Genomic DNA, 20,850 nt, shown 5'->3' with positions numbered 1-20,850 from the left:
CGCGTTGTCTTTCATTCCTTGGTCGTATTAAAACGATCGTTTCATGCCGTTTCAACGCTGAGGATAATTCGCATGACAAACGAGTGTTTTAATATTTTCAATATCATCATCATGTCAGGTTTCATGGGCTCTGGGGAATGATGACTTGGTCACGTTTCACGTTGTAGCCAGACTACAAGATATTTCAAGGCATAAAAAAACCGGCCCCCACAGGGAGCCGGTTTCTGGTGACAAAACGTTGCTTTTCAGTTGAGAATCAAGCGCATGCTGCGGTGCGGTATCCCGGCATCGATGAATTCCTCACCGAAGGCCGTGAAGCCCAGGCGTTGATAGAATTCCAGAGCGTGGATCTGGGCATCGAGCAGTACCTCTGCATGACCCGCCTGGCGAGCGGCATGAATGGCCGCCTCCATCAGGCGCAGACCAAGCCCCAGCCCCCGTGCCTGGGAGAGCACGGCGACGCGACCGACATGGCCATCCGGCAACAGGCGAGCGGTCCCGACGGCACGCCCTTCAAGGCGTGCCAGGAAATGGACGCACTGCTCGTCGCGGCCGTCCCATTCCTCGTCCTGCGGGACCTGCTGCTCTTCGATGAAGACCACGCGACGGATCTCGCTGGCCTCATCGGCGAGGGTCTGCCAGTCACCGCGTTCCAGACTGATCATGGCGTCACTCATGCGTCATCTTCCTCCTCGTCCTCTTCGTCCTGCAGGTCGCATTCCAGAATCAGACTGCCGCGATTGACCAGCGCCGTGAGCAGGCTGACCACGGCCTTGCGATCAAGGTCGGCCGTCGTGTAGTCAAGCAACACCGCCGTCAGGCGTTCGCTGGAGGCCAGCGCTTCCGCGAGCGCCGGGGTCGCGGGGACGCCATCGCCATCGACGAACAGGGTGCTGGTGTCATTCTCACCGTGACGGAAGGCGAAGCGCGAGCCCAGCGAGCGCACCAGTACGCCTTCATCTTCCAGATACTCGACCAGCTCATGCGTCTTGAGCGCCGGTTCACGGGCGGCGAGCTGCTCCAGATACTTGGGCTGGGTCATGTAACGACCGAACCACTGGGCCAGCTGAGTCGGATTGTCCAACGTGCTGAGCAACAGTTCACGCACGCGCTCGAGCGAGGCGTCGTCCAGCTCGCCGGCATTGGCGACCGGTGCCATGCCCTGGTCACGGTAGCGCAGCGATTCCGGCAGGCTGGCGCCCAGGTAATCGGCATAGGAGGTGACGACTTCATCGGCGGAAGGGGCACGGAAGCCGACCGAGATGGTCATGCAGTCATCGGACTGGCTGACGCCGTGGTGGGCCAGACGCGGCGGCACGTAGAGCATGTCGCCCGGCTCCAGCACCCAATCCTCGCCCGGTGTGACCTCGAAGTGCTTGAGGATGCGCAGGTCGATGCCATCGATGATCTCGGCGTCATCACCGTGCATGCCGCCCAGCTGCCAGTGACGCTGGCCTTGCGCCTGGAGCAGGAAGACATCGTAGTTGTCCAGGTGCGGACCGACGCTGCCGCCGGTGGGCGCGTAGCTGATCATGATGTCATCGAGGCGCCAGCGCGGCAGGAAGGTGAAGGGCTCGAAGAGGGCAGCGACGTCCGGGACGTAATGGTCCACTGCCTGCACCAGCAGGCTCCACTGGCTGTCGTCCTTGGCGTCGAGACGCGCGAAGGTGGCGTCATCGAAAGGCCCGTGGCTGACCTGCCAGGCCTTGTCGGGACCATGCTCTTCCACCAGGCGTGCCTCGATGCCGTCCTCGCAGGCCAGTCCCGCCAGTTCATCGGCTTCCAGCGGCGTCTCGAAATCCGCGAAGGCGCCGCGAATCAGCAGCGGCTTCTGCTGCCAGTAGTCGCGCAGGAATTCGCGGATGCTCAGGCCGCCCAACAGTGCCAGTGGCGTGTCGGTGTCGTGGGGGGCGGGGGATGTGCTCATGCAGAACCTCTCGAACGTGAGCCGCAGCCCTTGGTGGGCCTGCGTGTCTCGCGATGACGTCGGTGAAGCCGCTTCCGGTTGGCTGGCGGCAATGCGATCCATGCCGGCCCGCGTGGGGCGTGACATGTCGTGCGCACTGACGTGGATACGTCAGTGGTCGTGAATCCAGTGTGTCGTTCAATGTGCAGCGTGCTGCATGCTGTCTAATACGCAATGCATGACGCCGGAGCAGAGGCCCCGGCGTCTTAAGACTTGCAGTGACCTGCGCCGCTTAGAGCGCCTTGGCCTGTGCAATGGCGTTGCCGATGTAGCTGGCCGGGCTCAGAGCCTTCAGCTCGGTCTTGACGTCTTCCGGCAGTTCCAGCGTCTCGATGAAGGCGGCGAAACCGGCCTGGTCGATGCGCTTGCCACGGGTCAGCTCCTTGAGCTTCTCGTAGGGCTTCTCGATGCCGTAACGACGCATGACGGTCTGGATCGGCTCGGCCAGCACTTCCCAGCTGTTGTCCAGATCCGCGTTCAGGCGTTCCGGGTTGGCTTCCAGCTTGCTGATGCCCTTCAGGGTCGCCTGGTAGGCGATCAGGCCCTGCGCCAGGCCGGTACCGAGGTTGCGCAGCACGGTGGAGTCGGTCAGGTCACGCTGCCAGCGGGAGATCGGCAGCTTCTGCGCCAGATGGCCCAGCACGGCGTTGGCGATGCCCAGATTGCCTTCGGAGTTCTCGAAGTCGATCGGGTTGACCTTGTGCGGCATGGTGGAGGAGCCGATCTCGCCGGCCACGGTGCGCTGCTTGAAGTACCCCAGCGAGATGTAGCCCCAGACATCACGATCGAAGTCGATCAGGATGGTGTTGAAGCGGCAGACGGCATCGAACAGCTCGGCGATGTAGTCGTGCGGTTCGATCTGGGTGGTGTACGGGTTGAAGGTCAGGCCGAGGCTCTCGACGAAGGTTTCGGCATTGGCCGCCCAGTCGATGGCCGGGTAGGTGGTCAGGTGGGCGTTGTAGTTGCCCACGGCACCGTTGATCTTGCCGAGCATCTCGATGCGCTCGATCTGGGCCAGCTGACGACGCAGACGCGCGGCGACGTTGGCCATTTCCTTGCCGAGGGTGGTCGGGCTGGCAGTCTGGCCGTGGGTACGCGACAGCATCGGCTGTTCGGCGTGCTGGTGAGCCAGTGCGACGATGGCCTCGGTCACTTCACGCATCTGCGGCAGCAGCACGTTGTCCAGACCGCCACGCAGCATCAGGGCGTGAGACAGGTTGTTGATGTCTTCACTGGTGCAGGCGAAGTGGATGAATTCGGTGACGGCGTTGAGCTCAGCGTTGCCCTCGACCTTCTCCTTCAGGAAGTACTCGACCGCTTTCACGTCGTGATTGGTGGTGCGTTCGATGTCCTTGATGCGCTTGGCATCCTCGACACTGAAGTCGCTGACGATGGCGTCCAGTACGGCGTTGGCTTCCTTCGAGAAAGCCGGCACTTCAGCGATCTCGGCGTGGGCGGCCAGGCGCTGCAGCCAGCGCACCTCGACGGTGACACGGGCACGGATCAGGCCGAATTCACTGAAGTGCTCGCGCAGGGCCTCGGTCTTGGCGCCATAACGGCCATCGACAGGAGACAGAGCGGTGAGGGCGGACAGCTGCATGATGAGAATCTTCCGATGGTGGCAGGACAGGACGTGCTGCCAGTTCAAGTGTCTCGGAACCCGCTTGACGGGTTCCAGCGTTGTTGAAGCGAATTCGGGGTGTGCGCGGTGTTGCCTGGCGGGCGTGCTGCCGGCCAGGCGAGCCGGCATCAGTCCAGCTGGCGCAGGGATTTCTTGAGCGCGGAGCGCTGGAAGATCAGCTTCCAGCGACGGCCGCCCTGCTGGTCCCACAGCAGCGCGAAGCGTACGCCGGCCAGCAGGGCGCAACGGATGCGCTCTGGCATCATGCGTTGCTGCAGCAGACCGGGATCGCCCTGCACCACGATCCGGTAACGGAAGGTGGAGAGGGTCTGCTGGTAGAGCTCGCCGAGGCTTGCGATCACGTTCTCGTGGGTCGGCCCGAAGTGCTCGGCCTGGCCCTGGATACGCGTCAGTCCTGCCCCCAGCTTGTCCAGCATGTCCGGGTCCTGCTTGAGCTTGCTCATCAGCATCACCAGCGAGAAGCCATAGCGCATCACCACGGGGGAGACCTGACGCCGATCCATCACCGCACTCACGGTGTCGATGCCCAGGCGCAGGCGGTTGTGATGCCCGCCGTAGATGGCCTCGAAGCTCTCCGGGTTGGTGTCCAGAGTGGCGTTGACCAGGGTTTCCCAGGCGCGCTCATCGCACTGGCCATGACGGGCGAGCTCATCGACCAGCGCGGCCGCCTGGAAGACGCCCGCCAGCGAAAGCGCCTGGCGGGTGGTGGTATCAGTGACGGGACGGATCGGCACGCTGGTCATTGCGCGGCAGACTCCTCGGGGCCAGAGAGCGGGGCGGCGGCCATGCTGCTGGCCGCTGCCGGAAGTTTCCAGGCGGCATCGATCACGCCGCCACCCAGACAGATGTCGCCGAGATAGAAGACGGCTGACTGACCGGGCGTGACGGCACGTTGTGGCTCATCGAAGCGTACCTCGACACGCTGGCCGTCATTGACGATCAAGGTCGCGGCCTGATCTTCCTGACGGTAGCGATTCTTGCAGCGGATACGCAGTTCGCCGTTGGCATCGGCCGCGGGCGGCTCGCCCGCCACCCAGTCGACGGACTCGGTGCTCAGGACCTGGGTGTAGAGCAGCTCGTGGTGCTTGCCCTGCACGGCGATCAGCACATTGCGCTCCAGATCCTTGGCACAGACGAACCAGGGAGCGTCCGGATGGTTGCGCAGTCCGCCGATGCCCAGGCCCTGGCGCTGGCCGAGGGTGTAGTACATCAGGCCCATGTGCTCGCCGATGACCTCGCCGTCAGGCGTCTCGATCTTGCCCGGCTGGGCCGGCAGGTACTGCTTGAGGAAGTCGGCGAAGCGTCGCTCACCGATGAAGCAGATACCGGTGGAGTCCTTCTTGCGCGCGGTGACAAGCTCATGCCTCTCGGCGATGGTCCGCACTTCGTGCTTCTCCAGTTCTCCCACCGGGAACAGGGTGCGCGCGATGGCGGACTCCGGCACGGCGTGCAGGAAGTAGCTCTGGTCCTTGTTGGTGTCCAGGCCCTTGAGTAGGCGCGCACGACCCTCACGCACGCCGCCACGCACGTAGTGGCCGGTGGCGATCAGCTCGGCACCCAGCATCTCGGCATACTCGAGGAAGACCTTGAACTTGATCTCCCGATTGCAAAGGATGTCGGGATTCGGCGTGCGACCGGCCTTGTACTCGGCCAGGAAGTGCTCGAAGACATTGTCCCAGTACTCCGCGGCGAAGTTGGCGGTATGCAGCTTGATGCCGAGCTTGTCGCACACGGCCTGGGCATCGGCCAGGTCTTCGATGGCGGTGCAGTATTCGCTGCCGTCATCTTCGTCCCAGTTCTTCATGAACAGGCCTTCGACCTGGTAGCCCTGCTCCATCAACAACAGGGCAGAGACAGAGGAGTCGACACCGCCGGACATGCCGACGATGACCTTGGTTCCGGTACCGGTTTCAGCGGTCATCAGTTCTCTCGTCACCCGCGTGGCCGCGAGTCGTCACAAACAGGGGAGGCGGCGGATACGTCATTCTGGCACCGCTTGATTGACCGCGATTATACCTGAAGGCGTGGGTGGGATTCACCCCGCCTGCAGCCTCTGACGCACGGCAGGCGCCTGAGCGGTCACGATGGCGCGCGTCAATCGTGGATGACGTCGAGCGGGAAGCGCTTGCCACGCAGGCTGTCGCGGATACGGCGGGTCACCAGCGGGCTGCGCAGACGCCCCATGGCCTCCAGCTGCTCGATTTCCTCGAGAGTCAGCCAGTGGGTCCTGACGATGTCAGGGTCGAGTGGCGTATTCAGGTGCTCCAGCGCCGCTGCCTCGAAGCCATGCGAGTGGAAATGGGTGCCATCCTCGGCAACGTGCACGTACAGGCCAAGATAGCCTGTCAGCAGGATACGCCAGGCCGTTTCCTCACGTACCTCGCGCTGCACGCCATCAATGATGCGCTCGTGGGGCTCGAGGTGGCCGGCCGGCTGGTTGAACAGCGTCGCGGGGCCGCCCTTGTCCTCTTCGACGATCAGGTAGCGCCCGGCGCGTTCCACGACACAGGCAACGGTGGCATTCGGGGTCCAGCGTGCAGCCATCAGGATTTTCTTCCTTTCTTGTGGGAGGAGGGGCGCGAGGAGGAGGGGCGCGAAGATCCGCCGCTGCGTTTGCCTGCGGCTGCCTTGCCCGACGCTGGCTTGCCGTCGGCATGGTGGCCGGCCTGCCTGTCGGACTGTCGAGGCTTGCGCTTGTCGGCACCCCTGGTGCGCTGCTTCGGCCCCGAGCCGTTCTTGCGCTCCCCGGAGCCGCCGCCAGCGTTCCTGCCGCGAGCGGGCGGGCGCGCCTGGCGTGGCGGCACGGGCATCTCGACCTCCTCGCTGCGCCACTCGCCGGGTGCCAGGTCATCGAGCTTCCAGGGGCCGATGGCGGCTCGGACAAGGCGCAGTGTCGGCAGGCCGACATGTGCGGTCATCCGGCGTACCTGTCGATTGCGACCCTCGCTGATGATGATCTCGAGCCAGTGGGTGGGAATGCTGGCACGAAAGCGCACGGGAGGTTGCCTTTCTGGCAACGCCGGTGGGTCGATGAGCCTGACCTTGGCCGGTCGGGTCATGCCATCCTTGAGCTCCACGCCGGCTCTCAGCGCGGCGATGGCCTGCTCATCAGGGGCGCCTTCCACCTGCACCCAGTAAGTCTTGGGTTGCTTCTTCTTCGGATGTGCGATCTGGTGGGAGAGCGCGCCATCACTGGTGAGCAGCAGCAATCCTTCCGAATCATAATCGAGGCGTCCGGCGGCATAGACATCCGGCACGTCGATGAAGTCCGCGAGGGTCTGACGGCCTTGATCGCGGTCGGTGAACTGCGTCAGAACGCGGTAGGGCTTGTGTAGCAGATATATGAGAGACATGGTTTAGACTTTTGTCGCGGCTGCCGTATAAGCCTACTGTGAGAAGCGGCACGGGTGCTATACTCGCGCCTCCACTGAATCCATGACAGGGGAGTTATCAATGGGGTTCCAGAAGATTGTCGTCCCGGAAGGCGGTGCCAAGATCACCGCAAATTCCGACAATACCCTCAACGTTCCGAATAATCCGATCATCCCGTTCATCGAAGGCGATGGTATCGGCGTGGACGTGACTCCGGCCATGAAGATTGCCATCGACGCTGCTGTCGAAAAGGCCTATGGCGGTGAGCGCAAGATTCACTGGATGGAAGTCTACGCCGGTGAAAAAGCCACTCACGTCTATGACGCTGACACCTGGCTGCCGGAAGAGACTCTCGAGGCTGTCAAGGATTACGTCGTTTCCATCAAGGGTCCGCTGACCACTCCGGTGGGCGGTGGTATTCGCTCCCTGAACGTCGCGCTGCGTCAGAAGCTTGACCTGTACACCTGCCTGCGCCCGGTGCGCTGGTTCACGGGTGTGCCGAGTCCGGTCAAGAAGCCGGCCGACGTCGACATGGTCATCTTCCGCGAAAACTCCGAAGACATCTACGCAGGTGTCGAATGGAAAGCGGGAACGCCGGAAGCCGACAAGGTCATCAAGTTCCTGCGCGAAGAGATGGGTGTCACCAACATCCGCTTCCCGCAGAACTGCGGTATCGGCGTCAAGCCGGTGTCCGAAGAAGGTACCAAGCGTCTGGTCCGTCAGGCTGTCCAGTACACCATCGACAACGACCGTGAGTCGCTGACCCTGGTGCACAAGGGCAACATCATGAAGTTCACCGAAGGTGCCTTCAAGGACTGGGGCTACGAAATCGTCAAGGACGAGTTCGGCGGCGAGCTGCTGGATGGCGGCCCGTGGATGACTTTCAAGAACCCGAACAACGGCAAGGACATCGTGGTCAAGGACGTCATCGCTGACGCCATGCTCCAGCAGATCCTGCTGCGTCCGGCGGAATACGATGTCATCGCTACCCTGAACCTGAACGGTGACTACCTGTCCGACGCTCTGGCGGCGGAAGTGGGTGGTATCGGTATCGCGCCGGGTGCCAACCTGTCCGACACCGTCGCCATGTTCGAAGCGACTCACGGTACTGCGCCGAAGTACGCCGGTCAGGACAAGGTCAACCCGGGCTCCGTCATCCTCTCCGCCGAGATGATGCTGCGTCACATGGGTTGGGTCGAAGCCGCGGATCTCGTGCTGAAAGGCGTCGAGAAGGCCATCGCCAAGGGCGAAGTCACCTATGACTTCCATCGCCTGATGGACGATGCCAAGCTGCTCAAGTGCTCCGAGTTCGGTCAGGCTGTCGCTGACAACATGGATGCCTGAGATCCGACACTTGTCTGACCGGGACTGACGTTCCGTTTCAGGCAGTGCAGGGTTCTCAGAAGAAGGCCCCCGGACGTGTCCGGGGGCCTTCTTGCGTCTTGAGATGTCGTTTCGTCTTCCAGGAGACGACATTCCGGCGCGCTTTGCGCCCGCTCGTGAGCACACTTGAGCGCAGGGCGCTTGCATCATGCGCGACATGCCCTCATCTTTTCCTTATCCCATCAACGTCAATGCCCGGCGATGGAAGTGGCCTTCCGTCGTGGCGCGTTGAGGCAATCAGCTTCGCCACTGCTTGTGTTCACCGGATCAGCCCCTTATGTTCAAGACAGACACATCGTGCAGCAGCTTCTCTTTCTCGCAGCTGTTGCGGATCAGGAATCAGGCTCCCTCGGCACAGGAGCCGTCGCACCAGGAGGATCAGGATGGCGATCTGGCGTTCGCTACCGCTGAGCCCGAACTGGCGCCACCGCCCATGTACAAGGTTGTTCTGCACAATGATGACTTCACGCCGATGGATTTCGTCGTGGAGGTGCTGACCACCTTCTTCAACAAGGATCAGGAGCAGGCAGTACAGATCATGCTCGCTGTCCATCATCAGGGAAAAGGAACCTGTGGCATCTTCAGCCGCGACATCGCGGAAACGAAATGCCACCAAGTGAATCAATATGCTCGAGAGTGCCAGCATCCGCTGCTGTGCGACATCGACCGGGCGGAGTGATCCGTCCAAGACGCGGCCTAGAGGGGACTTGCCATGTTGAGCAAAGAACTTGAACTGACCCTGAACACGGCCTTCACCGTGGCACGTTCCAAGCGCCACGAATTCATGACCGTGGAACACCTCCTGCTGGCACTGCTCGACAATGCCTCCGCTTCGGACGTCTTGCGCGCCTGCGGCGCCAATCTGGACAAGTTGCGAGTCGACCTTCAGGACTTCATCAACTCCACCACCCCGCTGATCCCGGAAGAGCAGGAAGACCGCGAGACGCAGCCGACGCTGGGCTTCCAGCGCGTGCTTCAGCGTGCTGTCTTCCATGTCCAATCCTCCGGCAAGAGTGAAGTGACCGGCGCCAACGTGCTGGTGGCCATCTTCTCCGAGCAGGAAAGCCAGGCGGTCTACTTCCTCAAGCAGCAGAATGTCGCGCGGGTCGATGCGGTCAACTACATCGCCCACGGCATTTCCAAGGTGGCGGGTCACACCCAGGCGCCTCAGGCGTCGGTCGAGAGCGAGGAAGGCGAGGAGAGCAGCAGCGAGAGCGGCAACAGCCCGCTGACCAACTACGCCACCAACCTCAACGACCAGGCACGTCTGGGCAAGATCGATCCGCTGATCGGCCGTGATGAAGAACTTGAGCGCGTGGTGCAGATTCTGGTGCGCCGTCGCAAGAACAACCCGCTGCTGGTCGGCGAGGCCGGTGTCGGCAAGACCGCCATCGCGGAAGGTCTCGCCAAGCGAATCGTCGAGGAAGACGTCCCGGAAGTCATCAAGGAAGCCGTCGTCTACTCGCTGGATCTCGGCGCGCTGCTGGCGGGTACCAAGTACCGCGGTGATTTCGAGAAGCGCCTCAAGGCCCTGCTGGCGGAGCTGCGCAAGGAACCGAACTCGATCCTGTTCATCGACGAGATCCACACCGTCATCGGGGCGGGGGCGGCGTCCGGTGGCGTGATGGATGCCTCCAATCTGCTCAAGCCGCTGCTGTCTTCCGGTGAGCTGCGCTGCATCGGTTCCACCACCTTCCAGGAATTCCGCGGCATCTTCGAGAAGGACCGTGCGCTGGCACGTCGCTTCCAGAAGGTCGATGTCATGGAGCCGTCGGTGGACGACACCATTCGCATCCTCAAGGGGCTGCGAGGTCGCTTCGAGGAACACCATGCCCTCAAGTACACCGATGCGGCGCTCGAGACGGCAGTGCGACTGGCGGATCGCTACATCAACGATCGTCAGCTGCCCGACAAGGCCATCGATGTGATCGATGAAGCCGGTGCACACCAGCGTCTGCTGCCCGAGAGCATCCGTGTCGATACCATCGATACCGAGCAGGTCGAGGCGATCGTGGCGTCCATCGCGCGCATTCCGCCGAAGACGGTCTCCAGCTCCGACAAGAAGCTGCTGTCCAATCTCGAGCGTGATCTCAAGATGCTGGTGTTCGGTCAGGACGATGCCATCACCGGTCTTTCGGCAGCCATCAAGCTGTCGCGTGCCGGGCTCAAGGCGCCGGACAAGCCGGTGGGCAGCTTCCTGTTCGCGGGGCCGACAGGTGTCGGCAAGACCGAGGTCGCGCGTCAGCTGGCAGCGTTGATGGGGATCGAGCTGGTGCGCTTCGACATGTCCGAGTACATGGAGCGTCACACTGTCTCGCGCCTGATCGGGGCACCGCCGGGCTATGTCGGTTATGACCAGGGCGGGCTTCTGACCGAAGCCATCACCAAGCAGCCGCATTGTGTGCTGTTGCTGGATGAGATCGAGAAGGCACACCCGGAAGTCTTCAACCTGCTGCTGCAGGTGATGGACCACGGCCGCCTGACCGACAACAACGGTCGCGAAGCGGACTTCCGCAACGTCATCCTGGTGATGACCTCCAATGCAGGGGCCGAGCAGGTGGCACGTCGCTCCATCGGCTTCAAGCATCAGGATCACTCCACCGATGCGATGGAAGTCATTCGCAAGACCTTCTCACCGGAATTCCGCAACCGTCTGGATGGCATCATCCAGTTCGGCGCGCTGGATCTCGCCGTGGTGCGCAATGTGGTCGACAAGTTCCTGGTCGAACTGCAGGCACAGCTTGACGAGAAACGCGTGCAGCTGGACGTGGCGGATGAAGCGCGAGACCTGCTGGCGACTCTGGGCTATGACCCGGCGATGGGGGCTCGTCCGATGGCGCGCGTCATTCAGGAGAAGCTCAAGAAGCCGTTGGCCGAGATGATCCTGTTCGGTGATCTGTCGGAGTCCGGTGGTATCGTGCATGTCACGGTCGACAACGGCGAACTGCACCTGGAGACCGAGGCTGAAATGGCCTGAGGGTCGCCGCGTCTCGTGATGTATTGATGCCCCGCAGCATCATCACAATGAACGGTCAGTGCTCAGGCACTGGCCGTTTTCTTTTGCCCGCAAGAGCGCATTTGTGCAGTGATTCCGCTCCGCCGAGGGTCAAATGCCGACAGCAGGGGCCATGGCGGAAAGGACGGCCGATGGTGCAGTCAAGAGAGTCAAGAGAGGCAAGAGGGCAGGGAAGAAGAGGGGGTGAGGACGGATTACGCAGAAGGGGAAAGGTGAAAGGCGCCCACGCCAAGGCCTCTGCCGCAAGGGCAGCGTGTCATGGCAGGGGCGGGGGCATGGATGAGCCGCTTGTCCTCATGGGATGGGAGCGAAGGCCAGACGGGCGTTCGGGCTCAGGACGCATCCACGGGGCAAAGCGGCATCATCGGAATACTCTGGCGCGCACCATCGAGACGCGCCTTCAATGTCACGAGGAGTCGTGTCACGAAGGGCTGGTGGTGCGCTGTTCCGGGTCCGAGCGGGGGGATCAGGCAGGAAAGGCTTCCATGTCTGAAATGCCAGGACGGCCGGTTCAGCCAGCCGGTGTCACAGGGAGCCTTGGCAAGTGGGGTGAGGGCAGATCTTGATTTGCCATGCCCCCGCAGCCTGATGCTCGATGTCGAGTGACCGGCAAGGCAGTCAGACCGTGCTCAGCGCGAACGGTAGACGATACGGCCCTTGGACAGGTCGTAGGGAGTCAGCTCAACCTTGACCTTGTCACCGGTCAGGATGCGGATGTAGTTCTTGCGCATCTTGCCAGAGATGTGTGCGGTCACGATGTGGCCGTTTTCCAGTTCTACACGGAAAGTGGTGTTCGGAAGGGTGTCGACGATGACGCCTTCCATTTCAATATGATCTTCACGCGCCATATAGGCTGATCCTCATCTGATACAGGGAGTAATGCGGTGGGTTCCGAGCCATCCGCGCACAGAAAAGTGCCGGATTCGGGACTTCGATAGGCGATATTGTGCCGCAAGGGCGGCAGCAAGGCAAAGTCGAAGCGAGATTGTACGCTCCTTGAGCGCTCGTGGGCAGGCCGCAGGAGCGATAAAATCGTATCCAGTGCCACCGACAGGTTCCGCCGGCGGTAGGGGCTGCCCTGTCCACTCTCGAGCTTCCCTTTCGAATCCCCTCTCGAGAACCCGCTGCAGCGAGGTTGGGCAGCGGCACTGCCATGAGGTTCCCCATCCTTTCAGTGGCGGGAAGGCGAAGGCGGGCCCTAGGCGTCGCGCTGCAGGCTGTCACCAGTCTTGATGAGGCTCAGGGGAAGGTGAGTATCATGGAAGCTGAAGGGGATCCGGCGACGCCAATGGCTGCCATCCAGGTATTCCAACGGTTGGAAATGCTGCTTGTAGTTCATCTTGCGGCAATCCCGTATCCAGTAGCCCAGATAAAGATGCGCCAGAGCCTCCCGGCGCGCCTGTTCTATCTGCCACAGTACGGCGTAGGTGCCGAGGGAGCGCGACTGGAAGGCTTCATCGGGGTCGTAGAAGGTGTAGATGGCGGACAGCCCATGGCTCATGCGATCCATGGCCGCGACCGCCACCAGCCTGCCATCGAGCCGGAAGCTGATCAGGCGTGCATATTCATCGCGTGACGTCAGAAAGGTACGGTATTGCTCGTGGCTTGGCGGGAACATGTCGCCATCGGCGTGACGGCTACGGATATAGTGCGCATACAGACGATAGTGTTCGGGATCGAACAGTGCCGGGCCTTCCTCGATGGTGAGGTCGGCATTGCGCTTGAGCAATTTCTTCTGGGTACGGTTGGGCGTGAAGTCGGCGATGGGGACTCGTACCGAGATGCAGGCGCGGCAATCGCCGCAGTGCGGTCGATAGAGGTGTGAGCCGCTGCGACGAAAGCCGAGCAGAGCCAGAGCATCATAGACGCCGGAGTTGGGCGCTTCCTGTGGGTCGAGGAACAGCGTGGTCGCCTGGCGTCCTTCCAGGTAGCTGCAGGCATGGGGCACGGTCAGGAAGAAGCGCAGATCGCGTTGCGGTTGTTTGGGGGTATTGCTGCTCACCTTCGCTTCATCTCCCTCACTGCATCAGTGTGGACGCTGGCAGCCCATCGTCGGTGATGACCTGCGCCAGGATGGCGGTATCGTTCCAAGGACCTGATGACCTTCACCTTGCGTTATGGCTCACAGGTCTTGATTGCCGTGTTTCAAGGGGCTCGGTTGTCAGTGACCACTTGCCCTCATGCCCTTCGCCAGTGGCATACTGGTCAAGATAGCTGATGAATTCGCTGCGAGCGATGCTGCAAGCCCCAAGGCTCTCCAGGTGCGGGGTGTGCATCTGGCAATCGATCAGCGGAAAGCCGCGTGCTTCAAGTTCACGGCACAACACGACCAGTGCCATCTTCGAGGCATCCGTGGTGCGAGAGAACATGGACTCACCGAAGAAGACCCGGCCACAGGCCACGCCATACAGGCCGCCTACCAGGCTGTCACCCTGCCAGACCTCGACGCTGTGGGCGTGACCCATGGCATGCAGAGCGATGTAGGCCTGCTGCATTTCTGGCAATATCCATGTGCCGGCCTGCCCCTCACGGGAAATGCTGGCACAGGCATCGATGACGCCGGTAAAGTCGCGGTCGATGCTGAAGTGGAACCCGCCATTGCGCAGGCGTTTGGCCAGACTGCGACGTACGCGCACCTCCTCGGGCCTCAGCACCATGCGCGGGTCTGGCGACCACCACAGTATCGGGTCACCCGGGCTGAACCAGGGAAAGATCCCGCGAGGGTAGGCCGCCAGCAACCACTCGGGGCTGAGGTCGCCGCCCGCGCACAGCAGGCCGTCGGGGTCGCTCAGCGCTTCGCTGGCATGCGGGAAGCGTACGGGGGCAGGAGGAAGCCAGGGCAGCATGGGCAGTCTCTTGTTGGATCGTGAACAGCTCAGTGCAATGCGCTCGTGACACCTGGATGTCATGGGCAGACGTGAATCGGCAATTGTGACGTCACTGCCATCGGATGGTTATGATAACCGGCTGAAGGTACATGGAAAATCGCCCACAAGGTGCAAGGGGGATGGCGACTTGACTGCCAAGAGTGCCAGAAAGACAAGTCGGGATCAGGCGAAGCCGGAGACCCGCAGCCGCCGCGCGGCAGCAACACCGAGAAAGCGTGCCCGCCAGAAGGCGGATGCGCCAGGCTTTTTCGCACGTCTGCGGGGCGCTTCAGCGGCCAGCAAGCCCGCGCCCCGCAAGACGCCCAGAGTCTCGGGCAAGCCCGCGAAGAAGGACACGAGCAGGAATGAACCGCGCGAGATGAGCGCGGCGGCCCTGCGCCGTGAAGAGCGCCAGGCTGAACGCGAGGAGCGCAAGGCCATCCGTGCCGAACGACGCGCGGAAGCCCAGGCTCGCCCGCCTTCACGACTGACGACCACCTTGCAGGGTGTCAGCCGTGAAGGCGTGGTCATCCTCATGCTCAGCCTGTGCGTCTTCATGCTGCTGGCGTTGTTCAGCTACGCGCCGACGGACCCCGGCTGGTCCTACAGCGGACCTGAGTCGACGACGAGCAACTGGATGGGCAGCATCGGTGCCTGGTTGTCCGACGTCCTGTATTCCCTGTTCGGTGGCAGCGCCCTGTGGTGGCCTGCCATGCTCGGTTTCGGTGCTTGGCGCCTGATGCGTCAACCCAGCACCGAGCTGGTGTGGGACCCGACCACCATCGCGGTGCGTGCCGGCGGGCTCTTCCTGTTGATCATGGCGACTTGCGTGATCGGCGATATCCAGTTTTACAGCCCTGACAGCCAGCTGACCAACGGTGCCGGCGGTATCCTCGGCAAGGGCATCGCAGGAGCGCTCACGCCCTTGATCGGCATGGGCGGCACCGTGCTGGCGTCGCTTGCCAGCTTCCTGTGTGGTTTCACGCTGTTTACCGGCATGTCGTGGCTGACGGTCATGGACGAGCTGGGCAATGGCTGCATGCGCCTTGGCGTCTGGCTGAAGGAGCGACTCAACAGTCGTCGTGATGATGAATACGATGACGAGGCGACCTATGCCGAGGAAGCGCTGACTCACGACGAGAACGATGCCGACAACGAGCCGGAGCGTGATGACGAGCGACTGAGCTGGTGGCAGCGTCTGTTGCCGCGCCGTCGAGACGAGCGTGTCGAGTGGGAAGAAGACAGTGACGAGATACTGCTTGGCGCAGCGCAGGCCGACGACACTCTGGCGGCTGAGCCACGTGGCAAGCGTCGGGTGGAACCCTCGCTTGGCGGTGACGACGATTTCGCCAATGATCGCAGCACGGATATCCCCTGGCAGACAGCCGAGACCACGCCTTCCGCCAAGGTGCCGGGGGCTGCCTACACCGAACGCATGACGGTGCAGAGTGCCACGGTCAACATCGAGGGCGTCGAGCTTGCCAGCGCCGTGCAGGCTGCCGTGGCGTCCCAGGCTGCCGCGGCCCCCAGAACGGCAGCCTCGCTCGAGAGCGCCGCAGACTCACGCGCCGATGTGACCCGCTCGCGCCTGCCGGATGCCTCTGCCATCGAAGCCGAGCGTCAGCGTCACGCCTCGGCGTCCCGTGACGCCGAGGCGTCGACGTCCGGCAGCACGCCGCCAGTCGATAGCTCGGTGAGCGAAACCCCACCGGTGACAGATTCCCGGCCAGCGAAGGAGTGGGACGCTGCGTCTGCCTTCGCACCTGCAGCGCGTCAGGACACTCGCCAGGCAGAGTCGACCTCCCGCGAAGCTGACAAGGCGTCGCAGAGCCAGGCAGACCGTGAGACTGAGGCGGCCCGCGAAGCAGAAGCGTCACGTGAGGCCGAGGCAGCGCGTGAAGCGGAAGCGGCACGTGAGGCTGAAGCAGCCCGTGAAGCAAAAGCGGCCCGTGAAGCCAAGGCAGTCCGTGAAGCAGAAGCGGCACGTCAGGCCCAGCATGAGGCCGAGACCTCCCGTCAGGCCGCCGCGCAGGAAGCCGAACGCGCTCACAAGGCAGCCAATCCGGCGCTTCAGCCGCCTGAGCCGCGTGATGAAGAGGATGCACCGCTACCGAGAGAGTCCTCCCTGGCAGGCGCTGCGGTCGGTGCCGGCGTGATGGCTGCCGGTGTGGCAGCAGCGGCCTCGCGCAAGGCCGTCGTCTCCTGGGATGATGCCTTCGAGGCCCCCACCGGCAAATCCACCGATGCCACACCCACCGCATCGGGTTCGGCAACTGCTGGTGCGAGCGGTGCTGGTGGCGTCCCGACGTCAACTTCGGCTCCGACACCGACACTGACACCGGCAGAACCGACGGAGCCGGCGCCACGTGCGCCAGAGCCTGAGCAGGTTTCCCGAGAGCCAGCTTCTCGAGAGCTGGCCGCTCGTGAGTCGGCTGCCCCGTTGCAGCCGGCAGAGCCGCAGGTGCCGGAAGACGAGATCGAGCCGCAGCAGGCCCCCGCCAACGCGACGCCTGAGCGTCCGAGCTGGGCCTATGACGGCGATGAGTCCGGCATGGTGCCGGGCGCCGGGCGACTGGCCACGGCGGAAGATGCGCAGGAAGCGGTACGGGATCCCTCCGGGCCGACACTCTGGACCGTGGAGCACCTGCAGAGTCAGCGTCACGAGGGCTCGGATCACGAAGAGGCGCCGGAGGGCGATCTGCCACAGCTCAGCCTGCTGACGCCCCCGGATGAGCAGAAGCCCAACTACAGCGAAGAAGAACTCGACCAGATGGCCGAGCTGCTGGTGGTGCGTCTGCGCGAGTACGGGGTGAAGGCCGAGGTGGCGGATGTGTGGCCGGGGCCGGTCATCACGCGCTTCGAGATCCAGCCGGCGCCGGGGGTCAAGGCCTCCAAGATCTCCAACCTGTCGACCGACCTGGCGCGTTCACTGCTGGTCAAGAGCGTGCGGGTGGTCGAGGTGATTCCGGGGCGTCCCACGGTCGGCATCGAGATTCCCAACCCCAATCGCGCCATGATCCGCCTGCGCGAAGTCTTCGACTCGGATGCCTATCAGCTGGCGGATTCGCCGGTCACGCTGGCGCTGGGTCAGGACATCGGGGGCGCACCGGTGGTGGCCAATCTGGGCAAGATGCCTCACCTGCTGGTGGCCGGTACCACCGGTTCGGGCAAGTCGGTCGGCATCAACTCGATGCTGATCTCGATGCTGCTCAAGGCCACGCCAGATGAAGTGCGCATGATCATGGTCGACCCCAAGATGCTGGAGCTGTCGGTCTATGACGGCATCCCGCACCTGCTGGCACCGGTGGTGACGGACATGAAGGAGGCCGCCAATGCCCTGCGCTGGTGTGTCGCCGAGATGGAGCGTCGCTACAAGCTGATGGCCGCCATGGGGGTGCGTAACCTGGCCGGCTTCAATGCCAAGATCGATGAAGCCGAGGCGCATGGTGCCCAGATCGCTGACCCGCTGTGGGAGCCACAGCCCTGGGAGATGCACCAGCATCCGCCGGTGCTCGCCAAGCTGCCCTACATCGTGGTGGTGATCGACGAGTTCGCCGACATGTTCATGATCGTCGGCAAGAAGGTCGAGGAGCTGATCGCACGTCTGGCCCAGAAGGCGCGTGCCGCGGGGATTCACCTGATTCTGGCCACTCAGCGCCCGTCAGTGGACGTGGTGACCGGCTTGATCAAGGCCAACATCCCGACGCGCATGGCCTTCCAGGTCTCTTCCAAGATCGACTCGCGCACCATTCTCGACCAGGGCGGTGCGGAAGATCTGCTGGGCCATGGTGACATGCTCTATCTGCCGGCCGGTGCCGGCATGCCGACGCGTGTCCACGGCGCCTTCGTCGATGATGACGAGGTGCACCGCGTGGTGGATGACTGGAAGCGTCGCGGCACGCCGGAGTATATCGAGGAGATCCTCACCGGCGGCGTGCAGGCGGATGCGCTGGCCGGGCTTGAGGCCGAAGGCGAGGACGGCGATGCCGAGCAGGATGCACTCTACGATGAAGCGGTCGCCTATGTGGTCGAGTCGCGCCGTGCTTCCATCTCCGCCGTGCAGCGGCGCTTCAAGATCGGCTACAACCGTGCCGCGCGGCTGGTCGAGGCCATGGAGATGGCCGGTGTCGTCTCCGCGATGGGCACCAACGGCTCGCGGGAAGTGCTCGCCCCCAACCATAGCGGCTAGTGCAGCCAAGCGTTTGAGTTGAAACATGAAAGACACGAAGGGGAGCTTTTGGCTCTCCTTCGTGTCAAAGACGTCAGATCACCTGTCAGACTCGCGGCGAGACTGGCAGGCCACAACCCGAATCGCTGACATGAGGTGGATATCGCGCGTCGAGGCCTCAGGCCGCAGCCATGTCCGTCTCATTGCAAGGAGTGTCATGAATACACCGTCACGTTCTTTCGTTTCCTCATTGACCACCCGTCTGGCCAAGGGGCTGGGCGCCGCCTTGATGCTGGGCATGGCCAGCCTGCCGGCCCACGCCGATGACGCCGCCGGAGAGCGTCTTTCTCGCCTGCTGGAGCCCCTCAAGACCTATACCGCCGACTTCGATCAGCAGATTCTCGATGCCTCGGGCCAGCGTCTGCAGGAAGCCCACGGCAAGATGTGGCTGTCACGTCCGGGCAAGTTCCGCTGGAGCGTCGACGCGCCATACCGCCAGGAGGTGGTCTCCGACGGCAAGGAAGTCTATCTGCATGACCCGGATCTGGAGCAGGTCACCGTGCAGCCGCTGGATGAGCGCGTGACGCACACGCCGGCACTGCTGCTGTCCGGGCGTTCCAGCGAATTGACCGCCAACTACGATGTCGAGCGCCAGCAGCAGGGGGCCCGCGAGACCTTCACGCTGACGCCCAAGCAGGCCGACACCCTGTTTGAAAGCCTCAAGCTGACCTTCGACGGCGAGCAGCTCGACATGCTGCAGATGGCCGATTCCACCGGCCAGCGTACGGCCATCGATTTCCATGATGTCCTGTACAACCCGAGTCTGGAGGCCAGTCGCTTCGTGTTCCAGATTCCTGAAGGTGCGGATGTCATTCGCGAGCAGTGATCCGCGAGCAGTGACATGATGATCAGACGACAACGCCCGGGCCATCTGGCCCGGGCGTTGTCGTTTCTGGCGCTCACGACTGGGCGTCAGGCGTGTGCCGGTCGGCGTGGTCATCCAGCTCGCGGCGCCAGCGCTCTATCTCGGCAAAGCGCTTCTCGCCGCCATACTGGGTCGGGCGGTAGAACTGCTGTACCGGCAGTTCCTCGGGCCAGGCGTTGTGCGCCGTGCCGGCGGGATAGCCGTTGGGCTCGTTGTGGGCATAGCGATAGCCTTCGCCCATGCCCAGCTCCTTCATCAGGGTCGTCGGCGCATTGCGCAGATAGACCGGCACCCCGAAATGCGGCTGCTGGCGCACGAAGGCTCTGGCCTCCTTCCACGCCGTGTCGATGGCGTTGCTCTTGGGGGCGATGGCCAGGTGGATCGCCGCATGCGCGATGGCACGCTGGCCCTCGTAGTCGCCCAGGCGCAGATAGGCGTCCCAGGCCGCGATGGTCAGCGGCAGGGCGCGCGGGTCGGCGTTGCCCACATCCTCGGAGGCAATCGCCGCCAGCCGACGCACCACATCCAGCGGATCCCCGCCGCCATCCATGAACCGTGCCATGTACAGAAGCGCCGCGTCGGGGCGCGAGGAGCGTACCGACTTGTGGATCGCCGACAGCAGGTCGTAATAGTCATCGCCCTGCTTGTCGAAGCTTGAGGCCTGATGGCCCAGCACGGCCTCCAGCGAGCTGTCCTCGAGTATCTCGCGCGTTCCCCCCTGGGCATCTGGCTCACGGCGGACGAAGTCGCAGGCGGTTTCCAGAAGGCCCAGGGCACGACGCGCATCTCCCGAGGCTGCTCGCGCAATCCGGGTCAGCGTCTCGCGGCTGGCATCGATCTGACGCGTACCGAGGCCATTGACCTCATCGCGCAAGGCACGGGTCAGCACCTCGATCAGATCCTCCTCGTCCAGTGCCTTGAGCACATAGACCCGCGCCCGCGACAGCAGTGCCGAGTTGACCTCGAAGGACGGGTTCTCGGTGGTCGCGCCGATCAGCGTCAGCAGACCCGACTCCACATGCGGCAGCAGGGCGTCCTGCTGACTCTTGTTGAGGCGGTGGATCTCATCGAGAAACATCACCGTCTGGCGCTCGCTGGCCTGATGGTGGCGCGCTCGCTCCACCACCTCGCGGATGTCCTTCACGCCCGCCATCACCGCCGACAGCTGTTCAAGGTGTGCATCACAGCCGTGGGCCAGTATCTCGGCCAGCGTCGTCTTGCCGACGCCCGGCGGCCCCCACAGGATCATCGAGCGCACCACGCCGGATTCCACCATCTGGCGCAGCGGCATGTCAGGCCCGACCAGCGCCGCCTGGCCGATGTAATCTTCCAGCGAGCGCGGTCGCATGCGGTAGGCCAATGGCGCATGGGAATTCGAGGCGGTATCGGCAAAGAGATCCATCGGCGAGTCAGGCTCCGGCAGGCGTGGGCGGGGAATGCGCTCATCATGGCCGATCCCGCAAGCCTGTACAAATCAGCAGGGCTGGCGCGGCCTGCCAACGGCATCAGGC

General features: G+C 63.2%; 15 protein-coding genes and 1 pseudogene. 5 read left to right on the top strand and 11 right to left on the bottom strand.

Annotated elements, in window-relative coordinates; genetic code table 11:
* Window positions 1–245 precede the first annotated feature (245 nt).
* From AC26AR_RS13140 to AC26AR_RS13110, 7 genes and pseudogenes are all read right to left on the bottom strand, one after another.
* Entirely contained in the window at window positions 246–677 is a 432-nt protein-coding gene (locus AC26AR_RS13140; RefSeq protein WP_077375356.1) for a GNAT family N-acetyltransferase, read from the bottom strand.
* Window positions 674–1,927 carry a cupin domain-containing protein gene (locus AC26AR_RS13135; RefSeq protein WP_084207975.1) on the bottom strand — a complete coding sequence of 418 codons (1,254 nt, stop codon included), beginning with the start codon at window positions 1,925–1,927 and terminating at the stop codon, window positions 674–676. The genes AC26AR_RS13140 and AC26AR_RS13135 overlap by 4 nt, the downstream gene beginning before the upstream one ends.
* A 271-nt stretch (window positions 1,928–2,198) precedes the next feature.
* On the bottom strand, window positions 2,199–3,566 hold the full coding sequence (gene purB, locus AC26AR_RS13130; RefSeq protein ID WP_488107177.1) for an adenylosuccinate lyase: 1,368 nt from the start codon (window positions 3,564–3,566) through the stop codon (window positions 2,199–2,201).
* Window positions 3,567–3,715: 149 nt separating this feature from the next.
* On the bottom strand, window positions 3,716–4,351 hold the full coding sequence (gene hflD / locus AC26AR_RS13125; protein WP_077375348.1) for a high frequency lysogenization protein HflD: 636 nt from the start codon (window positions 4,349–4,351) through the stop codon (window positions 3,716–3,718).
* Window positions 4,348–5,529, bottom strand: a complete 1,182-nt coding sequence (mnmA, locus tag AC26AR_RS13120; protein ID WP_488107176.1) for a tRNA 2-thiouridine(34) synthase MnmA — start codon at window positions 5,527–5,529, stop codon at window positions 4,348–4,350. Before mnmA ends, hflD begins: the two co-directional genes overlap by 4 nt.
* 173 nt (window positions 5,530–5,702) lie before the next feature.
* Complete coding sequence (locus AC26AR_RS13115) at window positions 5,703–6,152, bottom strand: NUDIX domain-containing protein (protein WP_136938838.1); 450 nt, start codon at window positions 6,150–6,152, stop codon at window positions 5,703–5,705.
* A 221-nt stretch (window positions 6,153–6,373) separates the two neighbouring features.
* A pseudogene (locus tag AC26AR_RS13110) lies at window positions 6,374–6,961 on the bottom strand (pseudouridine synthase); the annotation flags it as partial.
* 100 nt (window positions 6,962–7,061) lie between these two features.
* On the opposite strand from AC26AR_RS13110, the gene icd reads away from it, so the two are divergent.
* The 3 genes from icd to clpA all read left to right on the top strand — a co-directional run bounded on the left by icd (window position 7,062) and on the right by clpA (window position 11,340).
* Entirely contained in the window at window positions 7,062–8,324 is a 1,263-nt protein-coding gene (icd, locus tag AC26AR_RS13105) for an NADP-dependent isocitrate dehydrogenase (protein WP_065392420.1), read from the top strand.
* 316 nt (window positions 8,325–8,640) lie between these two features.
* Window positions 8,641–9,042, top strand: coding sequence for an ATP-dependent Clp protease adapter ClpS (clpS, locus tag AC26AR_RS13100; RefSeq protein WP_077375336.1), 402 nt, complete (start codon window positions 8,641–8,643; stop codon window positions 9,040–9,042).
* Window positions 9,043–9,075: 33 nt separating this feature from the next.
* Window positions 9,076–11,340, top strand: a complete 2,265-nt coding sequence (clpA, locus tag AC26AR_RS13095) for an ATP-dependent Clp protease ATP-binding subunit ClpA (RefSeq protein ID WP_077375333.1) — start codon at window positions 9,076–9,078, stop codon at window positions 11,338–11,340.
* A gap of 668 nt (window positions 11,341–12,008) precedes the next feature.
* Here clpA and infA read toward each other — a convergent pair.
* The 3 genes from infA to aat form a co-directional block, all read right to left on the bottom strand.
* Complete coding sequence (gene infA / locus AC26AR_RS13090) at window positions 12,009–12,227, bottom strand: translation initiation factor IF-1 (RefSeq protein WP_024953359.1); 219 nt, start codon at window positions 12,225–12,227, stop codon at window positions 12,009–12,011.
* A gap of 350 nt (window positions 12,228–12,577) precedes the next feature.
* Window positions 12,578–13,381, bottom strand: a complete 804-nt coding sequence (locus AC26AR_RS13085; protein WP_084207979.1) for an arginyltransferase — start codon at window positions 13,379–13,381, stop codon at window positions 12,578–12,580.
* Window positions 13,382–13,484: 103 nt separating this feature from the next.
* A complete protein-coding gene (aat, locus tag AC26AR_RS13080) occupies window positions 13,485–14,225 on the bottom strand; it encodes a leucyl/phenylalanyl-tRNA--protein transferase (RefSeq protein ID WP_488107175.1) in 741 nt (246 codons plus the stop codon).
* Window positions 14,226–14,625: 400 nt separating this feature from the next.
* On the opposite strand from aat, the gene AC26AR_RS13075 reads away from it, so the two are divergent.
* Window positions 14,626–18,435: a DNA translocase FtsK gene (locus AC26AR_RS13075; protein WP_488107174.1), complete on the top strand. Its 3,810-nt coding sequence runs from the start codon at window positions 14,626–14,628 to the stop codon at window positions 18,433–18,435.
* A 196-nt stretch (window positions 18,436–18,631) separates the two neighbouring features.
* Window positions 18,632–19,300 (top strand): outer membrane lipoprotein periplasmic chaperone LolA, encoded by a 669-nt coding sequence (gene lolA, locus AC26AR_RS13070; RefSeq protein WP_488107173.1) that lies wholly within the window; start codon window positions 18,632–18,634, stop codon window positions 19,298–19,300.
* Between the two features lie 73 nt (window positions 19,301–19,373).
* On the opposite strand, the gene AC26AR_RS13065 is transcribed toward lolA, so the two are convergent.
* Window positions 19,374–20,741, bottom strand: a complete 1,368-nt coding sequence (locus AC26AR_RS13065; protein ID WP_271303199.1) for a replication-associated recombination protein A — start codon at window positions 20,739–20,741, stop codon at window positions 19,374–19,376.
* Between the last annotated feature and the right edge of the window lie 109 nt (window positions 20,742–20,850).

The organism is Cobetia sp. PS-4MA, assembly GCF_057670765.1.
The sequence above is the reverse complement of the archived record's forward strand: the minus strand, read 5'-3'. Positions and strand labels throughout refer to the sequence as shown.